The sequence below is a fragment of the Pseudomonas sp. RU47 genome (assembly GCF_004011755.1).
Lineage (GTDB): Bacteria > Pseudomonadota > Gammaproteobacteria > Pseudomonadales > Pseudomonadaceae > Aquipseudomonas.
In genome coordinates, this window is sequence record NZ_CP022411.1 from 3,345,889 (window position 1) to 3,367,106 (window position 21,218).

At 56.6% G+C, this 21,218-nt stretch carries 18 protein-coding genes and 1 pseudogene; 7 read left to right on the forward strand and 12 right to left on the reverse strand.

All coding sequences use genetic code 11. The annotated features are described in order from the left end of the window. Window positions 1-111: 111 nt before the first annotated feature. Both CCX46_RS15105 and CCX46_RS15110 read left to right on the forward strand, forming a co-directional pair. Window positions 112-1,311, forward strand: a complete 1,200-nt coding sequence (locus CCX46_RS15105; protein ID WP_127927645.1) for an MFS transporter — start codon at window positions 112-114, stop codon at window positions 1,309-1,311. Window positions 1,312-1,405: 94 nt separating this feature from the next. Further along, window positions 1,406-2,329, forward strand: coding sequence for a LysR family transcriptional regulator (locus CCX46_RS15110; protein WP_127927647.1), 924 nt, complete (start codon window positions 1,406-1,408; stop codon window positions 2,327-2,329). 10 nt (window positions 2,330-2,339) lie between these two features. Here the strand turns inward: CCX46_RS15110 and CCX46_RS15115 are convergent, their stop codons facing one another. The 4 genes from CCX46_RS15115 to xylA form a co-directional block, all read right to left on the reverse strand. Beyond that, the gene (locus CCX46_RS15115) at window positions 2,340-3,476 is read right to left on the reverse strand and encodes a sugar ABC transporter permease (RefSeq protein ID WP_127927649.1); all 1,137 of its coding nucleotides are present in this window, start codon (window positions 3,474-3,476) and stop codon (window positions 2,340-2,342) included. Then, entirely contained in the window at window positions 3,477-5,033 is a 1,557-nt protein-coding gene (gene xylG, locus CCX46_RS15120) for a D-xylose ABC transporter ATP-binding protein (RefSeq protein ID WP_127927651.1), read from the reverse strand. It lies immediately after the preceding gene. Between the two features lie 154 nt (window positions 5,034-5,187). Continuing rightward, complete coding sequence (gene xylF / locus CCX46_RS15125) at window positions 5,188-6,189, reverse strand: D-xylose ABC transporter substrate-binding protein (protein ID WP_102899781.1); 1,002 nt, start codon at window positions 6,187-6,189, stop codon at window positions 5,188-5,190. Between the two features lie 148 nt (window positions 6,190-6,337). After that, window positions 6,338-7,654, reverse strand: coding sequence for a xylose isomerase (gene xylA / locus CCX46_RS15130; protein WP_127927653.1), 1,317 nt, complete (start codon window positions 7,652-7,654; stop codon window positions 6,338-6,340). A 175-nt stretch (window positions 7,655-7,829) separates the two neighbouring features. On the opposite strand from xylA, the gene CCX46_RS15135 reads away from it, so the two are divergent. The 5 genes from CCX46_RS15135 to CCX46_RS15155 all read left to right on the forward strand — a co-directional run bounded on the left by CCX46_RS15135 (window position 7,830) and on the right by CCX46_RS15155 (window position 14,388). Next, a complete protein-coding gene (locus CCX46_RS15135) occupies window positions 7,830-9,017 on the forward strand; it encodes a XylR family transcriptional regulator (RefSeq protein WP_127927655.1) in 1,188 nt (395 codons plus the stop codon). Between the two features lie 172 nt (window positions 9,018-9,189). Continuing rightward, window positions 9,190-10,320 carry an alkene reductase gene (locus CCX46_RS15140; protein ID WP_127927657.1) on the forward strand — a complete coding sequence of 377 codons (1,131 nt, stop codon included), beginning with the start codon at window positions 9,190-9,192 and terminating at the stop codon, window positions 10,318-10,320. Between the two features lie 154 nt (window positions 10,321-10,474). Then, window positions 10,475-11,407: a LysR family transcriptional regulator gene (locus CCX46_RS15145; protein ID WP_127927659.1), complete on the forward strand. Its 933-nt coding sequence runs from the start codon at window positions 10,475-10,477 to the stop codon at window positions 11,405-11,407. A gap of 205 nt (window positions 11,408-11,612) precedes the next feature. After that, on the forward strand, window positions 11,613-12,329 hold the full coding sequence (locus CCX46_RS15150) for a hypothetical protein (RefSeq protein WP_127927661.1): 717 nt from the start codon (window positions 11,613-11,615) through the stop codon (window positions 12,327-12,329). A 631-nt stretch (window positions 12,330-12,960) separates the two neighbouring features. Then, a complete protein-coding gene (locus CCX46_RS15155; RefSeq protein WP_127927663.1) occupies window positions 12,961-14,388 on the forward strand; it encodes a hypothetical protein in 1,428 nt (475 codons plus the stop codon). A 336-nt stretch (window positions 14,389-14,724) separates the two neighbouring features. On the opposite strand, the gene CCX46_RS15160 is transcribed toward CCX46_RS15155, so the two are convergent. The 8 genes and pseudogenes from CCX46_RS15160 to CCX46_RS15195 form a co-directional block, all read right to left on the reverse strand. Continuing rightward, window positions 14,725-15,729: a hypothetical protein gene (locus tag CCX46_RS15160; RefSeq protein ID WP_127927665.1), complete on the reverse strand. Its 1,005-nt coding sequence runs from the start codon at window positions 15,727-15,729 to the stop codon at window positions 14,725-14,727. Window positions 15,730-16,189: 460 nt separating this feature from the next. After that, on the reverse strand, window positions 16,190-16,705 hold the full coding sequence (locus tag CCX46_RS15165; RefSeq protein WP_127927667.1) for a cupin domain-containing protein: 516 nt from the start codon (window positions 16,703-16,705) through the stop codon (window positions 16,190-16,192). A 171-nt stretch (window positions 16,706-16,876) separates the two neighbouring features. After that, entirely contained in the window at window positions 16,877-17,263 is a 387-nt protein-coding gene (locus CCX46_RS15170) for a putative quinol monooxygenase (RefSeq protein WP_127927669.1), read from the reverse strand. A gap of 13 nt (window positions 17,264-17,276) precedes the next feature. Continuing rightward, a pseudogene (locus CCX46_RS15175) lies at window positions 17,277-17,402 on the reverse strand (helix-turn-helix domain-containing protein); the annotation flags it as partial. Window positions 17,403-17,572: 170 nt separating this feature from the next. Next, entirely contained in the window at window positions 17,573-18,289 is a 717-nt protein-coding gene (locus CCX46_RS15180) for an SDR family oxidoreductase (RefSeq protein ID WP_095049093.1), read from the reverse strand. 82 nt (window positions 18,290-18,371) lie between these two features. After that, window positions 18,372-18,857: an AAA family ATPase gene (locus CCX46_RS15185; RefSeq protein WP_127927671.1), complete on the reverse strand. Its 486-nt coding sequence runs from the start codon at window positions 18,855-18,857 to the stop codon at window positions 18,372-18,374. Between the two features lie 179 nt (window positions 18,858-19,036). Then, window positions 19,037-19,936, reverse strand: a complete 900-nt coding sequence (locus tag CCX46_RS15190; RefSeq protein ID WP_095118873.1) for a DMT family transporter — start codon at window positions 19,934-19,936, stop codon at window positions 19,037-19,039. Between the two features lie 128 nt (window positions 19,937-20,064). Then, on the reverse strand, window positions 20,065-21,144 hold the full coding sequence (locus tag CCX46_RS15195) for an SDR family oxidoreductase (RefSeq protein WP_127927674.1): 1,080 nt from the start codon (window positions 21,142-21,144) through the stop codon (window positions 20,065-20,067). Window positions 21,145-21,218 lie beyond the last annotated feature (74 nt).

Consider the following 21,218-nt stretch of genomic DNA (forward strand, 5'->3'; position numbering starts at 1 on the left):
CCTGCGCCGTTGCGCCGGACGCATCACTGCGTTGCCCGCCGCGTGGATTCTGCGCATCGCCACAGGGCCGTAGCCTTGGCAGCACTTTCCTGAACTCAATGAGGTGTCATCATGCTTACGGGCAATCCGGCCGTTGCGGCGAATGCCGAACAGCCAACTTCACTTTCCGGCCTGATGGTCGCGTTCCTGGCATTTTGCTGTGGCGCGGTCGTGGCCAATCTTTATTACGCGCAGCCGATCGTCGAACTGATTGCACCACAGATCGGTCTGTCCAGCGCCAATGCCAGCCTGATCGTTTCGCTCACGCAGTTTGGTTACGCGCTGGGCCTGTTGCTGCTGGTGCCGCTGGCCGACCTGATGGAAAACCGCCGTCTGGTGGTCGGCTTCACCCTCGCGGCGAGCGTCACGCTGTTGTGCGCCGGCCTGACTCATTCGCCGTCGATGTTCCTGGTGTTGTCTTTGCTCATCGGCCTAACGTCGGTGGCCGTGCAGATCCTCGTGCCGCTGGCGGCACACCTGGCGCCCGAGGCCAGCCGTGGCCGCGTCGTCGGCAATATCATGAGCGGCCTGCTGCTGGGCATTCTGTTGTCGCGGCCACTGTCGAGCCTGTTGGTTGAAGTGTTCGGCTGGCGCGGGGTGTTTTACAGCGCAGCGGCCCTGATGGCGGTCATCGCTCTGATTACCGCTGTGGCACTGCCGCGTCGGCTGCCGACACATAAAGCCACCTATGCTGCGCTGATCGGTTCGGTGTTTGCCTTGGCCCGGCGCTATCCGCTGTTGCGTCAGCGCTCGCTGTATCAAGGGCTGCTGTTTGCCAGTTTCAGCCTGTTCTGGACCCTCGCGCCGATTGAACTGATGCGTCACCACGGCTTCACTCAGGCCCACGTGGCGATCTTCGCGCTGGTCGGTGCGGTGGGTGCCATTGCCGCGCCGATTGCCGGACGTCTGGCGGATGCCGGGCATGGTCGTCGCGGCACGCTGGTCGCCTTGTTGCTGGCGCCGGTTTCGCTGTTGATCGCCGCGCTCCCGGGCAGCGGCTATGTCTGGCTGGTGGTGTGCGCGGTGCTGCTGGATTTCGCTGTGCAATTGAACATGGTGCTCGGCCAGCGTGAGGTGTACGCCCTCGATCCCCACAGCCGTGCGCGCCTTAACGCCGTGTACATGACCAGCATTTTCGTCGGCGGCGCCGTGGGCTCGCTGGTCGCCAGTCCGCTGTACGAGCATTTCGGCTGGAACCTGTCCGCGGTCGCGGTGGCGTTGCTGCCAGCGCTGGCGCTCGGGTTGTTCCTGAGCCGCAAGGCCGATGTCTGAACATCCGGCAAGTGCCGGCAAGCACGGCGGTACAAGACGTCGGGGGAACAGTGATGCACAATCATCCGCGTTCCCTATCGACCGGACCCCGCTTATGGACAAGTTGCTGGCACTGAAGATGTTTGTGGAAACCGTGCGCTGCGGGGGCTATTCCTCGGCAGCGCGCAAACTCGGGATATCCACGTCGTCAGTGACACGGCAAGTGGCCGGGCTGGAACACGAGTTGGGCGCGAGCCTGCTCAATCGCACCACGCGCAACACCAGCGTGACCGTTGCCGGCCAGACCTATTTCGAAAAAGCCGTGGCGATTCTCGATGCGATCGACGAAGCCGATGCCGTCGTCGCCGATCGTGGCGCCGAAGCGCAGGGCCGTCTGCGTATCAGCGTGCCGGTGGAGTTCGGCCGGCGCCTGATCGCGCCGCACCTGAGCCGCTTGCTCGAGCGGCATCCAGGCCTGGAGATCAGTCTGTCGCTGAGCGATCAAGTCAGCGACCTGCTCAGCGAGCAGATCGATGTTTCGGTGCGGTTGGGATCGTCCGTGGTCAGTGAAGACATCGTCAGCAAACGCGTAGGGCAGTTCGAACGCTGGGTGGTGGCCAGCCCGGATTATCTGGCGAGTAGCGCGGCGCTCAGTCATCCACGGGATTTGCTGGAGCATCAATGCCTGCGTTTCGATTACGGCGGCACCCACCAGCACTGGACCTTTCAGAATGAAGACGCGCCCATTCAGCTCAACGTCCATGGGCGCCTGCAAAGCAACAACGCCGACATCCTGCGCGAAGCAGCCATCGGCGGCGGCGGGGTGACGCTGCTGGCCGACTGGCTGGTCCGCGACGACGTCGCAGCCGGCCGGCTGACCCGCTTGCTTGAGCACTACGAGGTCAATCCCGGCAGTGCCAGCACCTGCATCAACGCCTTGTATTTACCCAATCACCGAGGCTCCAGCCGGATCAATGTGTTTATCGATTTCCTGATGGAAATTCTCAGCCCGGCGCCCGCGACCACGCCCGCAGCGTGATGCCTGCGGCTCAACGGCGCCCGGTCCGCGTACTCACATCCACCCAAACCGCCAACACCAGAATGCTGCCCTTGACGATCATCTGCCAGTAGCTGTCGACGTCGAGCATCGACATGCCGTTGTCCAGACTGGTAATAACCAGCGCGCCGAGGAGGGCGCCATACACCGTGCCGGAGCCGCCGCGCATGGAGGTGCCGCCGATAAAGCAAGCGGCGATGGCGTCGAGTTCGCCCATGCTGCCGGCCGAAGGTGAACCGGCGGCCAGGCGCGCGGTGTTGACCACGCCGGCGAGGGCGCACATCACGCCCATGATCCCGAAGATCCACAGCTTAACCGCCTGCACATTGATCCCGGACAGGCGCGTCGCTTCCATATTGCTGCCCACCGCATAAACGCGGCGACCGAACACGGTCTGACTGGTCACGTAGCTGAACACGCCGAGCAGAATCAGCAACAACAAGACCGGCACGGGAATGCCGTCATAGCTGTTGAGCGTCTGCACGAAACCGGCGAGCACAGCGCCGATCACCAACACGCGGATGACGTCACGCACCAACGAATGCGCCGCGAGGCCGTGAAGGGCGCGATTGCGTCGTTGTTTCCAGGTGAGGAAAACGGTCAGCGCGAACAACAGAATGCCCAAGCCGGTGCCAATTGCGTGGGGCAGGTAACCCTGGCCAATGTAAACCAGCTCCGGCGATACCGGTGCGATGGTTGTGCCGCCGGTAATCCCCAGCAAAATCCCGCGAAAAGCCAGCATGCCGCCCAGGCCGACAATGAACGAGGGGATGCGCAGGTAAGCCGTCATGTAGCCGTTGGCGAGGCCGATCATCAGGCCACACAAGGCGACCAGACTCAGGTTCGCCAACAGCGGAATGTGGTAGACCACATCAAGAATCGCCGCGAGGCCGCCGAGCAGACCGAGCAACGAGCCGACCGACAAATCGATCTCGCCGCTGATGATCACCAGCACCATGCCGCAGGCGAGAATGCCGGTAATCGACATCTGCCGCAGCAGATTGGACAGGTTGCGCGGGGTCAGGAATCCGCCGTCGGTCTGCCAGCTGAAGAACAGCCAGATCAGCACCACGGCAAACACCAGCGCGAGCATTTTGTAGCGGGTGAACAGTTGTTTGACCTGATTCATTTACGCGGATTTCCGATCATTATTGTTATGACTGCCAGGCTGGCTGAGGGCAGCGGCGAGCACCTGTTCCTGGGTAAGTTCATGGTTGATGAAGTCGCCCCGCAACTGGCCTTCACCGATCACCAGCACACGGTCGGAAACGCCGAGCACTTCCGCCAGCTCCGACGAGACCATGATGATCGACACGCCGGCGGCGGCCAGCGCGCCCATCAACTTGTAGATTTCGTATTTGGCGCCGACGTCCACGCCTCGGGTCGGCTCATCGAGAATCAGCACCCGGGGTTTGGCCAGCAGCATCTTCGCCAGCACGGCTTTTTGCTGATTGCCACCGGACAGACTGGTGATTGGCAGGAACGGGCTGGCGGTCTTGAGGTGCAGGCGCGAGATTTCCTGATCGATGCAGCCCAGTTCGGCTTCGGCATCGATGCGGGTGAGTTTCGAATAGTTGTCCAGCACGGCGAGGGTGATGTTCTGGCCGACGCCCAGGTCCGGAATGATGCCTTGGCGTTTGCGGTCCTCGGGCACCAGGCACAGGCCGGCGCGGATGGACTTGAGCGGCGTGCGGGTGTCGATGGCTTGCCCGTCCAGCCAGACTTCGCCCTCGTGGCGACCGGGGTAAGCGCCGAACAGCGCAGTCACCAGTTCGGTACGGCCGGCACCGACCAGCCCGGCGATGCCGAGGATTTCGCCGCGCTTGAGGACGAAGGAAATATCGTCGACCCGTTTGCGCTTGGGATTGTCGACGTCGTAGCAAGTGATGTGGCGGGCCTCGAAAATCACTTCGCCAATGTCGTGTGGCTCGCTGGGGTAGAGGTTGCTCATTTCCCGCCCGACCATCTGCGTGATGATCTGCGCAATGTCCATGTCGGCCATGGCGGTGGTGGCGATGTGTTTGCCGTCGCGGATCACTGAAATGGTGTCGCACACGGCGGCCACTTCATCGAGCTTGTGCGAGATATAGACGCAGGCAACGCCCTTGGCTTTGAGGTCGCGGATGATGTCCAGCAATACCTCGATTTCCGAACGGCTCAAGGCTGATGAAGGCTCGTCGAGGATCAGCAGGCGGGCCTTTTTGTTCAGGGCCTTGGCGATTTCCACCAGTTGCTGATAGCCGCCGCCGTACTGTGAAACCGGCAGCGAGACGTTCATGTCGGGGACTTTCAGTTCGCGCATCAACGCTTCGGCGCGGTGGATCATCGCCGGGTAATTCATCCGTCCGCCGGGCAGCGTCAATTCATGGCCCATGAAAATGTTTTCGGCCACCGAAAGGTCGGGCACCAGTGTCAGTTCCTGGTGAATGATGACGATACCGGCGGCTTCCGTTTCGCTGATCGATTGCGCCTTGAGCGGTTGCCCGTCCCAGAGGATTTCACCGTCCCAGGTGCCGTGCGGGTAGACCGCCGAGAGGATTTTCATCAGTGTGGATTTGCCGGCGCCATTCTCGCCGCACAGGCCAACGCACTCGCCGGGTCTGACTTTGATGTCGATGCCGTTGAGCGCTTTGACACCGCCGAAGGTTTTGACGATGCCGTTCATTTGCAGCAGATAGTCGGACATGCACAGGGCTCGTATATCAAAGACTCACACACCACTGAACCTGGGTGGGAGCGAGCCTGCTCGCGAAAGCGTCAGTTCAGACAATGCTTCGTTGACTGACACACCGTCTTCGCGAGCAGGCTCGCTCCCACAAGGGTTTTCGCATCACCGGAGATCACTTCCCGGCAATTTGCGCCTTGGTGTAGAAGCCGTCCTGTTCGAGCAGGTCGATGTTGTCCTTGGTCAACGGTGTCGGCGTGAGCAGGATGGTGTCGACTTTTTTGCTGCCGTTGTCGTACTGCGAGCTGAAGGCGGGTTTTTCGTTGCGTGCCAGTTGTACCGAGAGCTTGGCGGCTTCGCTGGCGATGAGTTTCAGCGGTTTGTACACGGTCATGGTTTGCGTGCCGGCGATCACGCGTTTGACCGCGGCAAGGTCAGCGTCCTGCCCGGAAATCGGCACTTTTCCGGCCAGTTGCTGTGCCGCCAGTGCCTGAATCGCTCCGCCTGCCGTGGCGTCGTTGGAGGCGACGATGCCGTCGATTTTGTTGTCGTTGCGGGTCAGGGCGTTTTCAACAATGCTCAGCGCTTCGGTCGGGTTCCATTCCTTCACCCACTGTTGGCCGACGATCTTGATATCGCCCTTGTCGATGGCCGGTTGCAGCACTTTCATCTGGCCTTCACGCAGGATTTTGGCGTTGTTGTCGGTGGGCGCACCACCGAGCAAAAAGTAATTACCCTTGGGCGCCGCTTTCAGCACGCCGCTGGCCTGCATCTCGCCGACCTTTTCGTTATCGAAGGAAATGTAGGCGTCGACATCGGCGTTGAGAATCAGACGGTCATAGGACACGACTTTGATCCCGGCTTTCTTCGCTTCGGCCACCGCGTTGGTCAGCACCGTGGCGTTGAACGGCACGATGACGATGACATCGACGCCCCGGGAAATCAGGTTTTCGATCTGGGAAATCTGCTTCTGCTCGTTGGCATCCGCCGACTGCACGAAGACCTTGGCGTCCATTTTTTCGGCCGCCGCAACGAAGTAGTCACGGTCACGCGACCAGCGCTCCAGGCGCAGGTCATCAATGGAGAAACCGATTTTCGGGTGGGCAGCATCAGCCATCACCGGCAGAGACAGCAAGGCCAGGGCAGTGGCCAATAGCGTGCGTTTTACGTTCTTCATGGTGGGCGTCCTTTTATTGTTGTTGGAAAGACACGGCCTGACGATGAGTATCGGGCTGGTAAAACTGTAGAGAATCCGCAGACGCCGCAGGCACAGATTTGTCGTAGAAATGTCACCGCGTCGATGCGCCCGCAGACTCCCTATGTGATCAGCGATAGATAAAGCGGTTGACGATGTTCTCAAGCATTTCCTGGCGGCCGCTGACGGCTTGCGGGTTCAACTCGTTGGTGAACGCGTGTTCGGCCAGCGATTCAAGGTTGAAGTCGCCGGCCATCACCGCTTGCCCGAACGGCTGCTGCCAACCGGCGTAGCGTTGATCCTTCAGCCGTTGCAGCTCGTCGTTCTGCACCATGGCCGCTGCGCGCTCCAGAGACAGCGCGAGAACGTCCATGGCGCCGACGTGGCCATGGAACAGATCGATCTGATCAAGGCTTTGCCGGCGAACCTTGGAGTCGAAGTTGAAGCCGCCATTCTTGAAGCCGCCGGCCTTGAGGATTTCATAGGTGGCGAGGGTCATTTCTTCGACGCTGTTGGGGAACTGGTCGGTGTCCCAGCCGTTTTGCGGATCACCGCGGTTGGCGTCGATGCTGCCAAAAATCCCCAGCGAGACGGCCGTCGCAATCTCGTGATGAAAACTGTGCCCGGCCAGGGTCGCGTGGTTGGCCTCGATGTTGACCTTGATTTCGTGCTCCAGCCCGAACTGCTGGAGAAAGCCGAACACGGTCGCGCTGTCGTAATCGTATTGGTGTTTGGTCGGCTCTTGCGGCTTGGGTTCGATCAGCAGGTCACCGGTGAAACCGATCTTGTGCTTGTGCTCGACCACCATGCGCATAAAGCGGCCCAATTGTTCGCGTTCACGTTTCAGGTCAGTGTTGAGCAGGGTTTCGTAGCCTTCGCGACCGCCCCACAACACGTAGTTGGCGCCTTTCAAGCGCTGGGTCGCGTTCATCGCGCTGAACACTTGGGCAGCGGCGCAGGCGAACACTTCGGGATCGGGGTTGCTCGCGGCGCCGGCAGCGAAACGCGGATTGCTGAAGCAATTGGCGGTGCCCCACAACAGCTTGATTCCGCTGGCTTCCTGGTGTTGCTCGAGGTGATCAACCATTTGCGCGAAGTGGTTGCGATACTCCTTCAGAGAGCTGCCTTCCGGAGCGACATCGGTGTCATGGAAGCAGTAATAGTCGATACCCAGTTTGGAGAAGAATTCGAAGGCGGCGGCTGCTTTGCCGATGGCCACTTCCATCGGGTCGCCGGCATGTTGCCATGGGCGCTTGAACGTCCCCGCGCCGAACACATCGGAACCCGGCCAGACGAACGTGTGCCAGTAACAGGCGGCCATGCGCAGGTGTTCGCGCATGGGTTTGCCGAGGATGAGTTTGTCGGCGTCGTAGTGACGAAAGGAGAGGGGAGAATCGCTGTCTGGACCTTCGAAGCGAATCGCATCGACATCGGGAAAATACTGCATGGACCTTGTCCTTGTTGTTCTTGGCGGTGTCTCGATACTAGCAACGGCCCTGACCCTGCTGATTATGAAAAACATCAACACCGAGTGCGATTTTGCGTATTGAGCTTCGTCGCCCAGGCGCCTAGTCTGTGCCAATCGCCTCTGTGAAAAGGGGCCCGGGACAAGCATAAAAACAATGAAAACCGTACCGCCTGTTCACCGCATCGCTCTGTTGTTCAACGGCAGCAAGATCTACGACCGTGGGATCATCAGCGGCATCGGCAACTACCTGAGCAGCACCCGCGCTTCCTGGGACCTGTTTCTCGAGGAGGATTTTCTCTGTCGTTTGAAAGGCATCGAGCGCTGGCAGGGTGACGGGATCATTGCCGATTTCGACGATCCGCTGATTGGCGAGGCGCTGGCCGATATCCAGATGCCGGTGGTGGCGGTAGGGGGCTCGTACGAGGATAAACGCGCCTATCCGAAAGCGATTCCCTATGTCGCCACCGATAACAATGCGCTGATGACGCTGGCCTATACGCATTTGATAGAAGCAGGACTGCAACGTTTTGCCTGCTTCAGCCTGCCGGAAGCGCAAGCCAATCGCTGGGCGCAGGAGCGGGAAAAAGCCTTTCGCAAACTGATGAAACGCGACGGCCTGCACGGCGAAATCTATCGCGGCATGGGCACCAGCGCACCGCTGTGGGACAGCGCCGTCGAACAACTGATCGCCTGGCTGCAAAGCCTGCCCAAACCCATCGGCATCATTGCCGTCAGCGACGCCCGCGCCCGGCAATTGCTGCAAGCCTGCCTCACCGCCGGCATTGCCGTGCCGGAGCAGGTGGCATTGATTGGCATCGACAATGATCCGCTGACCCGCAGCCTGACCCGGGTGCCGCTGAGCTCGGTTATTCAGGGCACGGAAACCATGGGCCGTACCGCCGCGCAATTGCTTCACCAGATGCTGCACGGCATGCCGTCCGCCGGCACGCAAATCCTGATTCCCCCGGATGCGGTCAACGTGCAGGTGTCGAGCTTGCACCAGCCATTGGGCAATCCTTACGTCATGCAAGCGCTACTGTTCATCCGCCAGTACGCTTGCCAAGGCATCAAAACGGCACAGGTCGCGGCTTATGTCGGTGTGTCGCGTTCGTCACTTGAAGCGCATTTTCGTGCTGAGCGTGGTTGTAGCGTGCACGACGAGATTCTGCGTTTCAAATTGGCAGCGGCGATCAGTGGGCTGAAGGATAACGGCTCGGTGATCGCCGACGTGGCGCGCAGTTGTGGCTTTAAATCTGCGCAGTATCTGCACACGGTGTTTCGCCGGGAATTGGGTTGTACGCCTCGGGAGTATCAGCAGGCTCCGACTAAATCTCATTGCTAAAAAAGCAATAGTCATTTGCGATTCCGGCGGATTGTTGCCATCAATATCAGAAGTTAGCATCAATCCATTGCTGCAACTCATCAGGCCTTTGGCGCGAGTTCGAGACAGTCCACATCGTTAGCCTGTCGCTGCGCTGATCGTCGTCTCAGTTGATCAACCTTGGAAAATTCTGATGTCGAAACTCTTCGAAGCACTTCGCCTGGGCGACACCTCGCTCAAAAACCGCATCGTCATGGCGCCGCTGACCCGTTCGCGAGCACCCAATGATGCTGCCGATGAACGCGTTGCGCTGTATTACGCGCAACGCGCTACCGCAGGCTTGATCGTCAGCGAAGGCACGCCGATTTCCCGTGAAGGGCAGGGCTATCTGTTCAATCCCGGCATCTTCACTGCCGAGCAGATCGCTGGATGGCGTCTGACCACCGACTCGGTGCATGCCGTAGGCGGCAAGATGTTTGCGCAGATCTGGCACGTCGGCCGCGTCTCGCATCCGTCGATCCAGGAAGGTGGAAAACTGCCTGTGAGCGCCACGTCGAAGCAAGCCGTCGGCGCGACAGCGTTCGGTTATGACGCTGATGGCAAGCCAGCACTGGTCGAGCCGCCGGCGCCCCGTCAACTGGAAACGGCTGAGGTTTCGCGGATCGTCGGTGAGTTCGCACAGGCTGCGCAAAACGCGATTGAGGCGGGTTTCGATGGCGTGGAAATTCACGGTGCCAATGGCTATTTGTTCGAGCAGTTCATGAATCCGCTGGTCAATGATCGAACCGATCAGTACTCGGCCGATCGACTGGAAAATCGTCTGCGCTTCACCCTGGAAGTGATCGATGCCGTGGTCGCGCGGATTGGCGCGGGTCGGGTGGGCATTCGTATTTCGCCGTATGGTCAGTTGTTCGATATGCCGCTGTACGAGCAAATCGATGAAACCTACACCGCGCTGGCTGAGGAGATTGGTGCGCGGCAACTGGCCTACGTTCATGTGATGGATCAGTCCGGTTTTCCTGCTCCGGGTACTGAGGGCGGTGGCGGCGGGCCGAAGGCAACCTTCCTTGAGTTGCTGTCGACCATCAAGTCGAAATTGCCGGCCACCGCGCTGATTCTGGCGGGCGGCATGTCGCGCCAGCGTGCGGACGATCTGATCAATGACGGCATCATCGACCTCGCCGCGTTTGGTACCGCTTACATCAGCAACCCTGATCTGGTGGCGCGGCTGCAGCACAACTGGCCTCTGACCGACGCCAAGCGCGAAACCTTTTACGGCGGCGGGGCCGAGGGTTATGTCGATTACCCGCCCTATAAAGGCTAAGTAGCCGCTGAAGCATTGGCAGCCGTCACCGTTATTCGGGGCGGCTGTTTTTTCATGTCGGCTGCAAACAGGCCTGCAAGGATGTTGCGAGAGGACAAGCAGGCGAAGTTCTGTTTTAGTGCAAACCAACTGTCCCTGATGATCGGAATTCCTCATGCACCTCAAAGCGCACCGGTACTTCGCCATGGTTGCCGTGACTGGCAGTTTCTCGGCGACGGCTCGGCACTTCCAAGTGCCGGCATCCTCCGTTTCGCGCTTCATCGCGGCGCTCGAGCGAGAGGTGGGGCAGCAGCTTCTTTATCGAAACACCCGAGCAGTGAAACTGACGGATGCGGGCGAGCGTTATTACCAGCAGATCCGCGAAGTGCTGGAATTGCTCGATGCGGCTGATGAGGAAATAACCGGCAAGGGTTGCGAGGTGCGTGGACTTGTACGGATCAACGCGCCGGTCGCGTTCGGCAGCCTGCATATCGTCAAACTGTTGAACGGTCTGTATGACAAGTATCCCGCGCTGACGGTCGAGTTGACGGTCACCGATGCCTTTATCGACCCGGTTCAGGAGGGCGCTGACATCATCTTCCGGGTCGGGCACCTGGGCGACTCTGGCTTGATCGGCCGGAAAATCTGCGATCAGCAATACGTTCTGTGCGCCAGTGCGGACTACATAACGAAGCATGGCCAACCCGCGTCGCCGGCGGATCTGCAGAATCATGCCTGCCTGGTCTACAAGGGAACCGGCGGGGCGCAGCGCTGGTATTTCAGAAAGCCTGGCAGCGACAAACCCGAGATCATCGACGTCCATGGTCCACTCAGAAGTAACAATGGGCAGGTGCTGGTGGAGGCCGCGCTGGCGGGCAGGGGGGTCGTGTTTTTTCCGTCCTGGCTCTTTAGTCGCGAGAGCTTCATAAACCAGCAGCTCATTCGGCTGTTACCTGATTGGCAGGGATCGGTGGAGCAAACGCCTAGCCAGATCCATCTGCTTTCCCCGGAGAATCGCCTGCGGTCTCAGAAGGTCCGTGTGGTGTGGGACTACTTCATCAAAGCGATCGGCGCGCCTCCTTATTGGGATGATCTCGGTGAATCCTGAAAGCACCTTAAACGTTGAACCTACCTGGGTTTATCACGGCCTGTTGGTCGACCCGGTTTCGTAAGCTGCACTACTTCTCGAGCGCCTCCGATGAAAACATCTGAAAAATGGCAGCAGGCCGATAAATAACGACGGCTTTGGGAACAGCTTACTGAAAGTATTGGATTTGCTTTATGTCAGGAGCCAAAGAGGGTTTTCGCTACTTATGAATAATTTGGAAATCGCCTCCAGGATGAGTTTCCTGAAATGGCTAGGTCAGACGCCGGAGAGTCTCAGGATTCTTTCGGATTATTGTGCAGAACTTGAAAAAGGTGCGTGGGCGCAGTCGTTTATCGACTGCGTTTATCAATACAGTTGGCATCACACGCCCGATATGTATGACAAGCACATCCTGTTCGATGTCATTCAAGCCCTGAAACGCTGCAATGGAAATTATTTGGTTTTTCAGGTGCCTGTGGGCGAAGGGCCTTGTGCAGACAAGGCGATCGAGCAAAACAATGAGATCTTGTGCAGGTTGCCAGTGCCTTTCGAGGCGCGCTTTCTGGGGGGCAATCAGGATGAGGACGGGTATCTCCAGTGGGGTCGCCCGATTCATGCGCCGATTGCGGTGGGTCGTGAATTTCATTGGGCATTGCTCGATACGCTGTTGCTGCCACTTGAAGTGGGTACCAATTCTTCCGCCAAGTTCCAGATGTATATGAATACCCGGGGCGGTATTGCACGATGGCCCTATGGTGCCGAGCACATTACGGTTTTTATCAACTGTGATTTGATCAAGCCTTGTGGCATTGGGGATGACGGGCATGAGGCGTTGCGATTGGCGAGCATGGAGAGTATCGGCGACTGTAAGGTGGGGAGGAGTCCGTGGGAGAGGTGGGCGGAAGAGGTGAGTTTGCCGTTAACCTGCAAGGATTCGAGATGACCGCGCAGAGGCAGCGGCAACTCTCTTGGTAGAAGGCTCCATCGACGGTTCGCTCTATGCATCGCTACTCGCGACTAAACTGTGAATGGTTTTGTATTTCTTTATCGGCCCACCCATAGATTACTCAGGGTGGAACAACCCAGAAGTATCCAGATTCACAAGATACCGTCCTGAGGTAGGCAACAGTGGATTGGTCGAGTGGACATGCTGCAAGGGCGCATAGGGTAATACATGACTTAACAGGTGGGCGATGTTATATGCTAATAAGCCGCTCGCGGGCCCAATACTGCTGCTGACTTATTTCTTCTGATACGAATGCCGCTGTTCATCGACCGGTGTTCATAGACATCGTTTCTCTCCCCCCTCTTAGCTGAATTACCTTGGATGCACTAGACGTACTTTCAAGCTCGCTTGGACCGCCTCTGGGAGATTCCCTACAGATTGCCGAGATAATCCTTCGCTCTGGGTTAATTCGAGTCGCCAGAATTTTGATATCTAACCGGGGCTAGGCAGGCGTTTGGCGCGCAAACTGAACGACTTGGTAGCATATGGCCGTGCGCTCGCTTAATATCCCCCTCCAAAACCCTAAGGGCGCAGGGCTCTAGGGCGTTAGGACGGATCCAACACCTTAATGAGCTATAACTTACTGTCTGTACCGGACGGCTATCGCACGGAAGTAGCGTTAGTCGTCGCCCCCTACGTTGACGCGGTGTTTTTAAATGAACTGGTAACTAAGTTGAAGCCTGGTCGGTTCTGCCTTTTGGTGGATGACGGAATACAACTCGAGGCGCTATTGAGAATCCACGACTGCCAGCGCAAAGGGCTCAAAATCGAGATCCGGGTTGCTCGCGCGGCTGGCCTCATGCATATGAAGGCCTTTTACTTCGAGTTTGTGCGCAAGGAGGTCCCTCGAAGGAGAAAACGCCGGTTGCTTTTTGGTTCGGCAAACGCGACAAACGCGGCGTTTTGTGGCGGTATCAATGCCGAGTTGATCGCTGAATCTGAGTTAATGATTAATGAAGACTCGGATATTGCAGCGTATTTCTCTCATATCTTGTCGACATTCGACTCGCCAGAGGAGAGGAGCGTCCCAGGGCTTTCAACTTGGATGAGCCAATTACCTTTCATCCACTTCCCTGCACTCAGAAGTGCACGCCCAGGTGAGTTGCCATCGGGATTTGATGCATGGTTGCAGCAAGGAATGCTAGCGGCTCAATATCGGAATGCCCCCCAATTTGCGACGCTCAATATCCAACTGAAAAAGAGTTTGCCTCAGGACCTGGTTGCACGGATCTTCGCCAGAAGTAGTTTCACGGAGAAGGGTGAACGTAACGTTGTGCGGTACAGCTACCTGAATGGTCCTGACGCTCAGGAAGTCGAGGCACCAGAGGGAGAACAACCCCTTTGGAAATCTCGCCTTGCAGTGTGGACCCATTTGGGAGATTGGATCTCGAATGACTGCCATCGCAAGCGCAGCAAAATCATGAAATCCAAAGCGTCCGCTGCTCGAAGTAGAAACATCTCCCGCATTTTGGCGAATGGGTGCGACGAAAAGTGGATAGAGAGTCGGATTGAACAGCTTCTGGCAGGGCTCAACCAGGTATGGAGAGAACTCGAAGCCGCTAGCGTGGCGCCGCAGCAATACATCGAGGGTTGGAATGGCAAAGTGAATCCAGCCTCATATCGACTTCGCTTTCTCAAAAAACTTGATCAGGATCTTCAGCTTGCGCGGGATGGGGATTTCAAAAACCGGTATGTAAACGGATATGAATTCCCTGCGATGCCGCGGTTCAGGCAAGACACGATGGCCTGGGAAGCGTTTGTCCGATCCTGGTGTGAGTCCATCGCTGTCGAAACAGCGAAAAACCGGACGCTCTCGCTAGTAGCCAGGCGAATCAAGGATGTCATGAAATACCTGCAGAAGGATCTGTCGGAACTGTCCTGGTCGGAAATCGCCGAACTCCTCCGACAGTATTGGGATACGGAGTGGGAGGGCATATCCCTGGGAGACTGGATCATGGGATATCACGAAGGCTTGGGCGTGGAATTTGAATTCTAGCGATGAGACCTTCGATAAATTTCCTTAGGAGTGGCTAATGGATTGAAATGCTTTTTTGCAGCAACGCGACGTACAAGGCTTTATAAGTTTATAAGATAGATGGGGGGAAATCTGAAGCCTGACCATCGGTCTGCGTTTTGCGCGCAGTAATGACGTACGAAAAACGCTAAGGAAAAGGTCATCGGCATTGCTGACTTTCACCTTCGAAGCAGACAAAGCAGACGAAATCTCTAACCTACTGGATATGGCGATCAGAGAGCTTAAGCGTCAAAGCCGCGGCACTCGCGATGATTTTACTCGAAGTATGGTTAGCCACCAGACTGGTAGGGCACATGCCTATGGGATGATCGGGTCATCAACGATGTACTCGTAATGGCGCAGGATTGATCGTGCTGTCTCGTCCAAGGAGTTGTGGACGCTAAAGGTCATACAGTATCGTCCGTTGAGGGTGCCTCCTTCAGCGTCGATCAAAATGCACTGGCCCGGATTCTTATCTGTATAACTAGACCAATTCATTCTTTGTCTGTGCGTCCAGCCGCCGAATGGGCCAAGGAAAACTACTGCAGTGAAAGCTACGCGATTGTTACGAGTGTCTGTCAGTACTGAGTCTGCTAGCTCACTCACTTTCACTCGGTAATTTTTCATTGCCTCCTTGAAGGCGGCTACCTTTCGCTGATCGCCGACCACCACCGCGATCGGGCTTTGCTGCCAGGCCCTCCATTCGAGAGCGAGTGGAGTCAGATCGTCTTTCGAATGTGTAGATTCGACGAATGTCTCGCCAAGAGCAGTGATTCCGTCGTTGTTTAAGAAACCGAGGCGCCTGAAGACTTCTACGGATAGGCCACCAACGATTCCGAGCTTTTTGGGGTTGTACACAGTAGCCTGATTGAGTACATCGAATCCGGCATCCGGGATAATCTCCCAATGTCTGGCAACGTAGCCTCGCTGGAGCAATTCAAGCTCTCTGGAACTCAGTTGCTTCAGCGCGAGGATGAAGTATCGCCTGTACTCGGCGTCGAGGTTACGCAAGCGTATAGCGATGGTTAGGCGAGCGTAGGCTTCGGTTTTTCGACTGTCACTGTCATCCATGCAGGTTTGCAGCAAATCTCCGAAGTCGATGTCCAGATTTTCATCCCATGAATCCATTTCATTCAGATCGACGTCGCTGACCTCTGACAGCAGCGCTAAGCAATATCGGTTGACCCTTTCTTCTTTGCGGGAGTCCACGACGAGTTTGATTGCCTCATATGCTCCTACGACCTTATCTGCACCTACGAGTGGCGCGAGCTTTGGGATCATTGCTTTAAGAGCGGCTTTGTCCCGGCCTGTCAAAAATTTCATAGTGATTTCCATAAGATTGCGTGGGACTTCACAGCGACCCTGTTGCCGATTAAGAGGGTGCGATAGGCGGCGGAGTTTAACGCAGAGGCTGAAGTGGCATCACTGACGTTGGGAATGCTCGGTCTCTGTTCACAAGTGGCTATTACCTGGTGAACAGCGAAAGCATTGCCTTTGCCATGGCCGAATGGGGTTGACGATTGAGTGGGGGTCAGCCGGAGTTTAGTGAGGGGCTATGCGCAGAGATCGTAATATGAATCCAACCGAAGGTTTTGATTTTCTGGGAAACGGGGGCTTGTAGGATTGGACTGTTGCCGCAGGGCGCATAGCGTAATACATGATTTAACATAATATACATTACACGTAACAAGATGTTGCGAGATCAGCCCGGTTGCACAGTGGATTTCAGCCTACAGAATCGACCTGAATCCGATCCACTGCTTTTCCTTGAATTCGACGGCGCTCAACCCTCATCACGCGTCAGCTTTTCAATCGGCGTTCGATGCTGTGGAAATTGTTGCGTGAGTTTCTGCCGATCACCCATTTCCATATCGGCAAAATCAAATCCTGGCGAAACGGCTTCGCTGATCAGCCCAAATCCGTTTTCGCCTTCGAGCAACCGCGAAGCTTTCCATAGTCCACCCGGTACGTGTAATTGCAAAAGCTGTCCTGCCAGAATGTCGGCGCCCATCACCAATGTCTGCAACGAGCCGTCAGCATGAATCAGGCTGTACTCAATGGCGTCGCCCAGGTGGAAATAATGCAGGATGTCGGATCGATTGAAATGAAACTGGCCCACCGGTGATTGCTGATCCAGCAGATAGTAAATCGAGGTCATCAGATACCGTGGACCGCTGGGGGTTTCGAGTGGGACGCGATGATCGGCCTGATAGGTTCTACGGAAATAGCCACCTTCGAGGTGAGGCTGCAGATCCAACGTTTTAATAATGTCTTCAGCTTTGGCTTCACACATGATCATGGGCTCTTCTCCGTCAAATATGCCGCCAATTTACGTTAACTCGACTAAACGTCCATTTAGTGTAGTTAAACGTGAACCGTAAGGTCTGCGTCGAACTCATCCCTTTTCATCACTTTCCTCCATTTAAAAAGCCAGCCCGCCCAGCGCGCAAATCTCTTTCGAACTGGCCTGTTACGGCGCAGGCCGGGGGCTTAGCTCGATTGGCGCGGTTTCAATCAAGCGCTTCGATACAATCATCGACTGGGTTGTGGCAGCGTACTTTTTGAAGTGCGGCGATTCGATATGGCTTCGGTATGCCGAATCGCTGGCGTAGATTTCGAAGAAATGAAACCAGTTCGGGCGGTCGACTTCGGCGACGGCGTAGATTGATATGACGCCCGGCTCTGTTCGAGTCGACTCTGTGATCTCTTCCTTGACTGCGGCTTGATAGGCCGCAACCTGTGCAGGATCGATTTCGAGTTGCGCGATGCGCACCACCAAGCCATTTTCCTCGGCGGCCAGCGCTTGTCCTGCCAGTAATCCAGCCAATGCCACCACTCCTAATAAACGTTTACCCATCAGGTTTCCCCCTCTTCATTGTGTGGCTCAAGGCGGAGGCGCTGATGCCCACCTCTTTGCCTGCGCGATTAAAGCTTTGATGGCGGGTAATGGCGAGAAAGTAGACAAAGTCTGCGACGTTGGCGCGGCTTACATTCATGAGGCCTCACAACTTGAAATCGGGATGGAAGCCGGACGAGCGACCACGTCAGATGATTCTACGGATCACGTAAGCGTATTTTGATGAGTTTCCCTCATTAAACTGTCGCATCCGACTCATCAGTTAAATTCCATGATCGGGAACGAAGGCCGGAAATCTTCTTCGTATCGCTATTTGCCACCGAGACTCCCTCCCCCATCGACGCTGATCACCTGGCCGGTAACGAAGGATGCTCCCTCGCTCAGCAGGAAGGTAATCAGCGAGGCCACTTCTGATGGCGTGCCCAGTCTTTGCATCGGAATGGTGGAGAGTATCTGACGCTCACCCTCACTTCCCACGGGACGGTTTTTTCGGAAAAGCTCGGTGTCTATGGGGCCCGGTGCGACTGCATTGACCGTAATGCCAATGGGCGCCAACTCAAGTGCCCACGTACGCGTGACCCCCACCAATGCACTTTTTGCGGCAGCGTAAGCGGTTCTGTCCCGGGCTCCAAAAATGGCACGGCTGCAGACATTCACGATGCGTCCCGCAGACGATCGCTTCAGAGACGGCAGGCAAGCCTGGGTGATTTGTACCGAGGCTCTGACATTCAGGTCAAAAACGTTTTGGAGTGTTTCGAGTTCAAGCGTTTCCAGGCTTTGCGCAGACGCAACACCTGCGTTATTGACGACGGCATCAATAGAGGTCCGTTCCAGGAGTTTCTCAAGCATTTTCCTCGTTTGCTGAGCATCGCTTAAATCACAGAGCAACAGCTTCCCGGGAAAATCATCAACCGGATGCCTGGCGATGCCGACCACATTCCAGCCTGCCTGATTCAACTGAGTACTGAGTGCAAAACCGATCCCTTTGGTTGCTCCAGTGACCAGTGCAGTTCGGCTGTTGTTCATGGTTACCCCTCTCATCAACGATCACCTGCGACGCCAGAAGCAGACGTTCCAGATAACTCACTCCAAGAAATATGCCCGCCCTTCAGTATCGGTGAATTTCAATCCGTATCCCCTCATTCGTATCTGGAGCACGAAAGTAGCTCGTTATCAAATCGAACTCAGCGTCGCTTGCTGTAAACTCATGCTCGGCGCGGCCATTGCGCCGATGTAGCCTGCCCCGACAGGTCTCATCATCCACTTCGATGTAGTGGAAACAGTGGGGAATTTCGGCAGCGTCAGCCAGACCGCGTAACCACAGCCGATCCTCTGGCGTGTTGGCCGGGAAATCCAGAACCACAGTCACGCCAGCCTTCAGCACATCGATGACAAGCGGGCCCACCAGTGCCCGAATCTGACGCGCAAGCCTCACGTAATCGGCCACTGATTGGATCTGATCAGGGTAAAGCCTTGAGAGCCAATGATCCTCACTCATCAAAATAGCCGACCGTTCAAACGCCAAGGACTTGGCCAACGTCGATTTACCGGATGCAATCTTGCCTGACATCAAATGAAGCATTGGTTTGGTCATGGGGGACTCCTCCTTGTCGAGTTCTGATGATGTTCATTGAAAAGCATCGAAGCAACCGCATACCCTCCACTGTCAGCTTTGGACTGGGCCCGGTTTTTCCAGCCAGAACTTCAGCCTTTCTTGCTTTTCTCTTTATCGTATTCTTCTTGGACCGCACGTAATAAGGATCCGAAATAGCCTCACTCGGTCGAAGGGACGGAAGCTTTGCTGCCCAAGCGTATGAGTTCATTGGAGAAACACAGGCCGACTATGATCAGCACCGCTCCCGCGTAGAGGCTTTCGCGCGGTACTTCATTGAGCGCCACAAACGCCAGCAGCGCGGCAAACAGTGGCTCGGTCAATTCCAGCGCTTGTACTTGGGATGGCTTGAGATACTCGATGGCCTTGGTTGTGCAGAAGAAGCCCAGGATTGTCGGCAGCGTGGCCAACGCCAGCAACGCGGCGATCGCCATCGGCGACAACTCGCCTATTACAAAACCATCGGCGGCAGCCGGCATCAGCAAGTACAGGCTGCCAAAGAACAGCAATTGGCGGGTGAAGTGCAGTCCTCCCGACACCCCCATACGCTTCATAGCCACCGAAAAGGCTCCATAGCCGGAACCGGCCACGGCGGCGAGCGCAGCACCTTGCAGTGTAAAGCCCTGCTGCAGGTCGCCGCCGAAGATTACCGAGATTCCGGCGATAGCCAGGGTCGCGCCAACAGTAGCGTTCGCGGTGATCGCGTCCTTGAGGAAAATGCGCCCCAGAATGATCGAGGAAATTGACGCGCTGGCCATCAGCACCACCACCACACCTGCCGCAGCGTAGTGTCGATAGGCGGACGTTTCGAAATGGAACAGCACAAAGATGCCAAGAAACGCGCAGACAGCCGCCTGCGTCCATTTGGTCGATGTCGCCGGGCGCTTGAGGAAAAACAACAGAATCGAGAGAAGCACGCAACCCAGTACGGTCTTGATGACAGCAACACTGGTAGAGGTGAAACCATTACTCATGAGTATTTTGCTGAGTACACCGATCGTTGCGTTCAGTGCCGCAGCGGAGAGTGCAAATATGACGCCTTTCCTGAAAGTCGATTGCATGGATGACGATCCCTGTCGCTGAATGGTCGTTCGATAGAAAGCCGCCCTGTATCGACGGCGCAAAGTTTGAGGACACGAACAGCCGACTAATACCGATAGAGTGCTATTCGCCGTCATGTCGCCAACGGTCAGAGGGCCTGGCCTTTGGCGATGCAATACGAGTTGACGAACATGGCAGTGTGCTGCAGAGACTGACGTATATCCGGTTTGGCTATTCCGTGCCTGTTAGCAAATTGCTCAACCGCCGCCGTATTAAAACGAGTGGTCTGGATAAAATCCAGGGCTTCGGGTTTTGAATTCAAGAACCTCGCTACGGGAGGAATACTCAGTAGCAGCTTCAGCAATCGAAGTGAAATGTGATGCTTGGGAGACTTTAATCCCAACGGTTGTGCAACCTGTGTCAGGAGCTCTCGCAGGTTTGGCGTCTGGTCATCAAGCGCCAGCAGTTCCTGACCCACCATGGCAGGATCAAATGCACAAACTGCCACCAGTTCAGCCAGGTAATCCACGGTGACCAGTGGCAGCCAGTGCCTGGCGGTGCCGGGCACCGCAGTCAACTTGCCCTGCACAAGGTTGCGTATCAGCTCCACCAGCGGCTGACCGTCAAGGATATGCCCCGTGCGGCTGTGGCCACAGACCGTCGCAGGGTGGACAACAGTAATCTCCCCGCCCTTGGCTGACATGACCTCCAGGGTCGCAAAATGCGCCTCCAGCTTGCTTCCCTCGTAACCACCGACACGCCGGTAGACGGCAGGCCAATTCGTCCGTTCCGGATAGCAAGGGTCAATGCCGATGCGTTGTAGATGTTCATGATTTTTCAGCATGTAGCCGCCGATCATCACTAAACGGCTTTTTTGCTCAGCCGCCAACAGCGCCACGCGCTTTGCCCCTTCTACGTTCACCGCACGAGAGTGCTCCACTGAAAGCCCCCATGCGAAGTGCGCGCCCAAGTGGAACATGACGCTGGCGCGCCTCAGCACTTGTCGGTCAGCAGCGCTCAGCCCGAGGTTGTCGTGTTCCAGATCGCCAGCGACGGCGAATACCCGGGCTGCGCACCCGCCCAAATGATCGACTTGCTCGCGCAAGGCCGCCAGTCGCTCCGGGCGACGCATCAACACCCGAACGGTGTGACCTTTTGCACTCAGGTTCGCCACTAAATGTTGGCCGACGAAACCCGTCCCGCCTGTGACAAAGCACTCCACGCTCATTTCCCTGTTCCTTGTTGAAGGTGAGAAATCAAGCGTAAAGTATCGACCCCACTCTACAGTCAAGCGGTGTTTCC

Bases quoted from the DNA above. Each gene is read 5' to 3' on its own strand.
- CCX46_RS15105 (WP_127927645.1), top strand. From the start codon at position 112: ATGCTTACGGGCAATCCGGCCGTTGCGGCGAATGCCGAACAGCCAACT.
- CCX46_RS15110 (WP_127927647.1), top strand. From the start codon at position 1,406: ATGGACAAGTTGCTGGCACTGAAGATGTTTGTGGAAACCGTGCGCTGC.
- CCX46_RS15115 (WP_127927649.1), bottom strand. From the start codon at position 3,476: ATGAATCAGGTCAAACAACTGTTCACCCGCTACAAAATGCTCGCGCTG.
- xylG (WP_127927651.1), bottom strand. From the start codon at position 5,033: ATGTCCGACTATCTGCTGCAAATGAACGGCATCGTCAAAACCTTCGGC.
- xylF (WP_102899781.1), bottom strand. From the start codon at position 6,189: ATGAAGAACGTAAAACGCACGCTATTGGCCACTGCCCTGGCCTTGCTG.
- xylA (WP_127927653.1), bottom strand. From the start codon at position 7,654: ATGCAGTATTTTCCCGATGTCGATGCGATTCGCTTCGAAGGTCCAGAC.
- CCX46_RS15135 (WP_127927655.1), top strand. From the start codon at position 7,830: ATGAAAACCGTACCGCCTGTTCACCGCATCGCTCTGTTGTTCAACGGC.
- CCX46_RS15140 (WP_127927657.1), top strand. From the start codon at position 9,190: ATGTCGAAACTCTTCGAAGCACTTCGCCTGGGCGACACCTCGCTCAAA.
- CCX46_RS15145 (WP_127927659.1), top strand. From the start codon at position 10,475: ATGCACCTCAAAGCGCACCGGTACTTCGCCATGGTTGCCGTGACTGGC.
- CCX46_RS15150 (WP_127927661.1), top strand. From the start codon at position 11,613: ATGAATAATTTGGAAATCGCCTCCAGGATGAGTTTCCTGAAATGGCTA.
- CCX46_RS15155 (WP_127927663.1), top strand. From the start codon at position 12,961: ATGAGCTATAACTTACTGTCTGTACCGGACGGCTATCGCACGGAAGTA.
- CCX46_RS15160 (WP_127927665.1), bottom strand. From the start codon at position 15,729: ATGAAATTTTTGACAGGCCGGGACAAAGCCGCTCTTAAAGCAATGATC.
- CCX46_RS15165 (WP_127927667.1), bottom strand. From the start codon at position 16,705: ATGATCATGTGTGAAGCCAAAGCTGAAGACATTATTAAAACGTTGGAT.
- CCX46_RS15170 (WP_127927669.1), bottom strand. From the start codon at position 17,263: ATGGGTAAACGTTTATTAGGAGTGGTGGCATTGGCTGGATTACTGGCA.
- CCX46_RS15180 (WP_095049093.1), bottom strand. From the start codon at position 18,289: ATGAACAACAGCCGAACTGCACTGGTCACTGGAGCAACCAAAGGGATC.
- CCX46_RS15185 (WP_127927671.1), bottom strand. From the start codon at position 18,857: ATGACCAAACCAATGCTTCATTTGATGTCAGGCAAGATTGCATCCGGT.
- CCX46_RS15190 (WP_095118873.1), bottom strand. From the start codon at position 19,936: ATGCAATCGACTTTCAGGAAAGGCGTCATATTTGCACTCTCCGCTGCG.
- CCX46_RS15195 (WP_127927674.1), bottom strand. From the start codon at position 21,144: ATGAGCGTGGAGTGCTTTGTCACAGGCGGGACGGGTTTCGTCGGCCAA.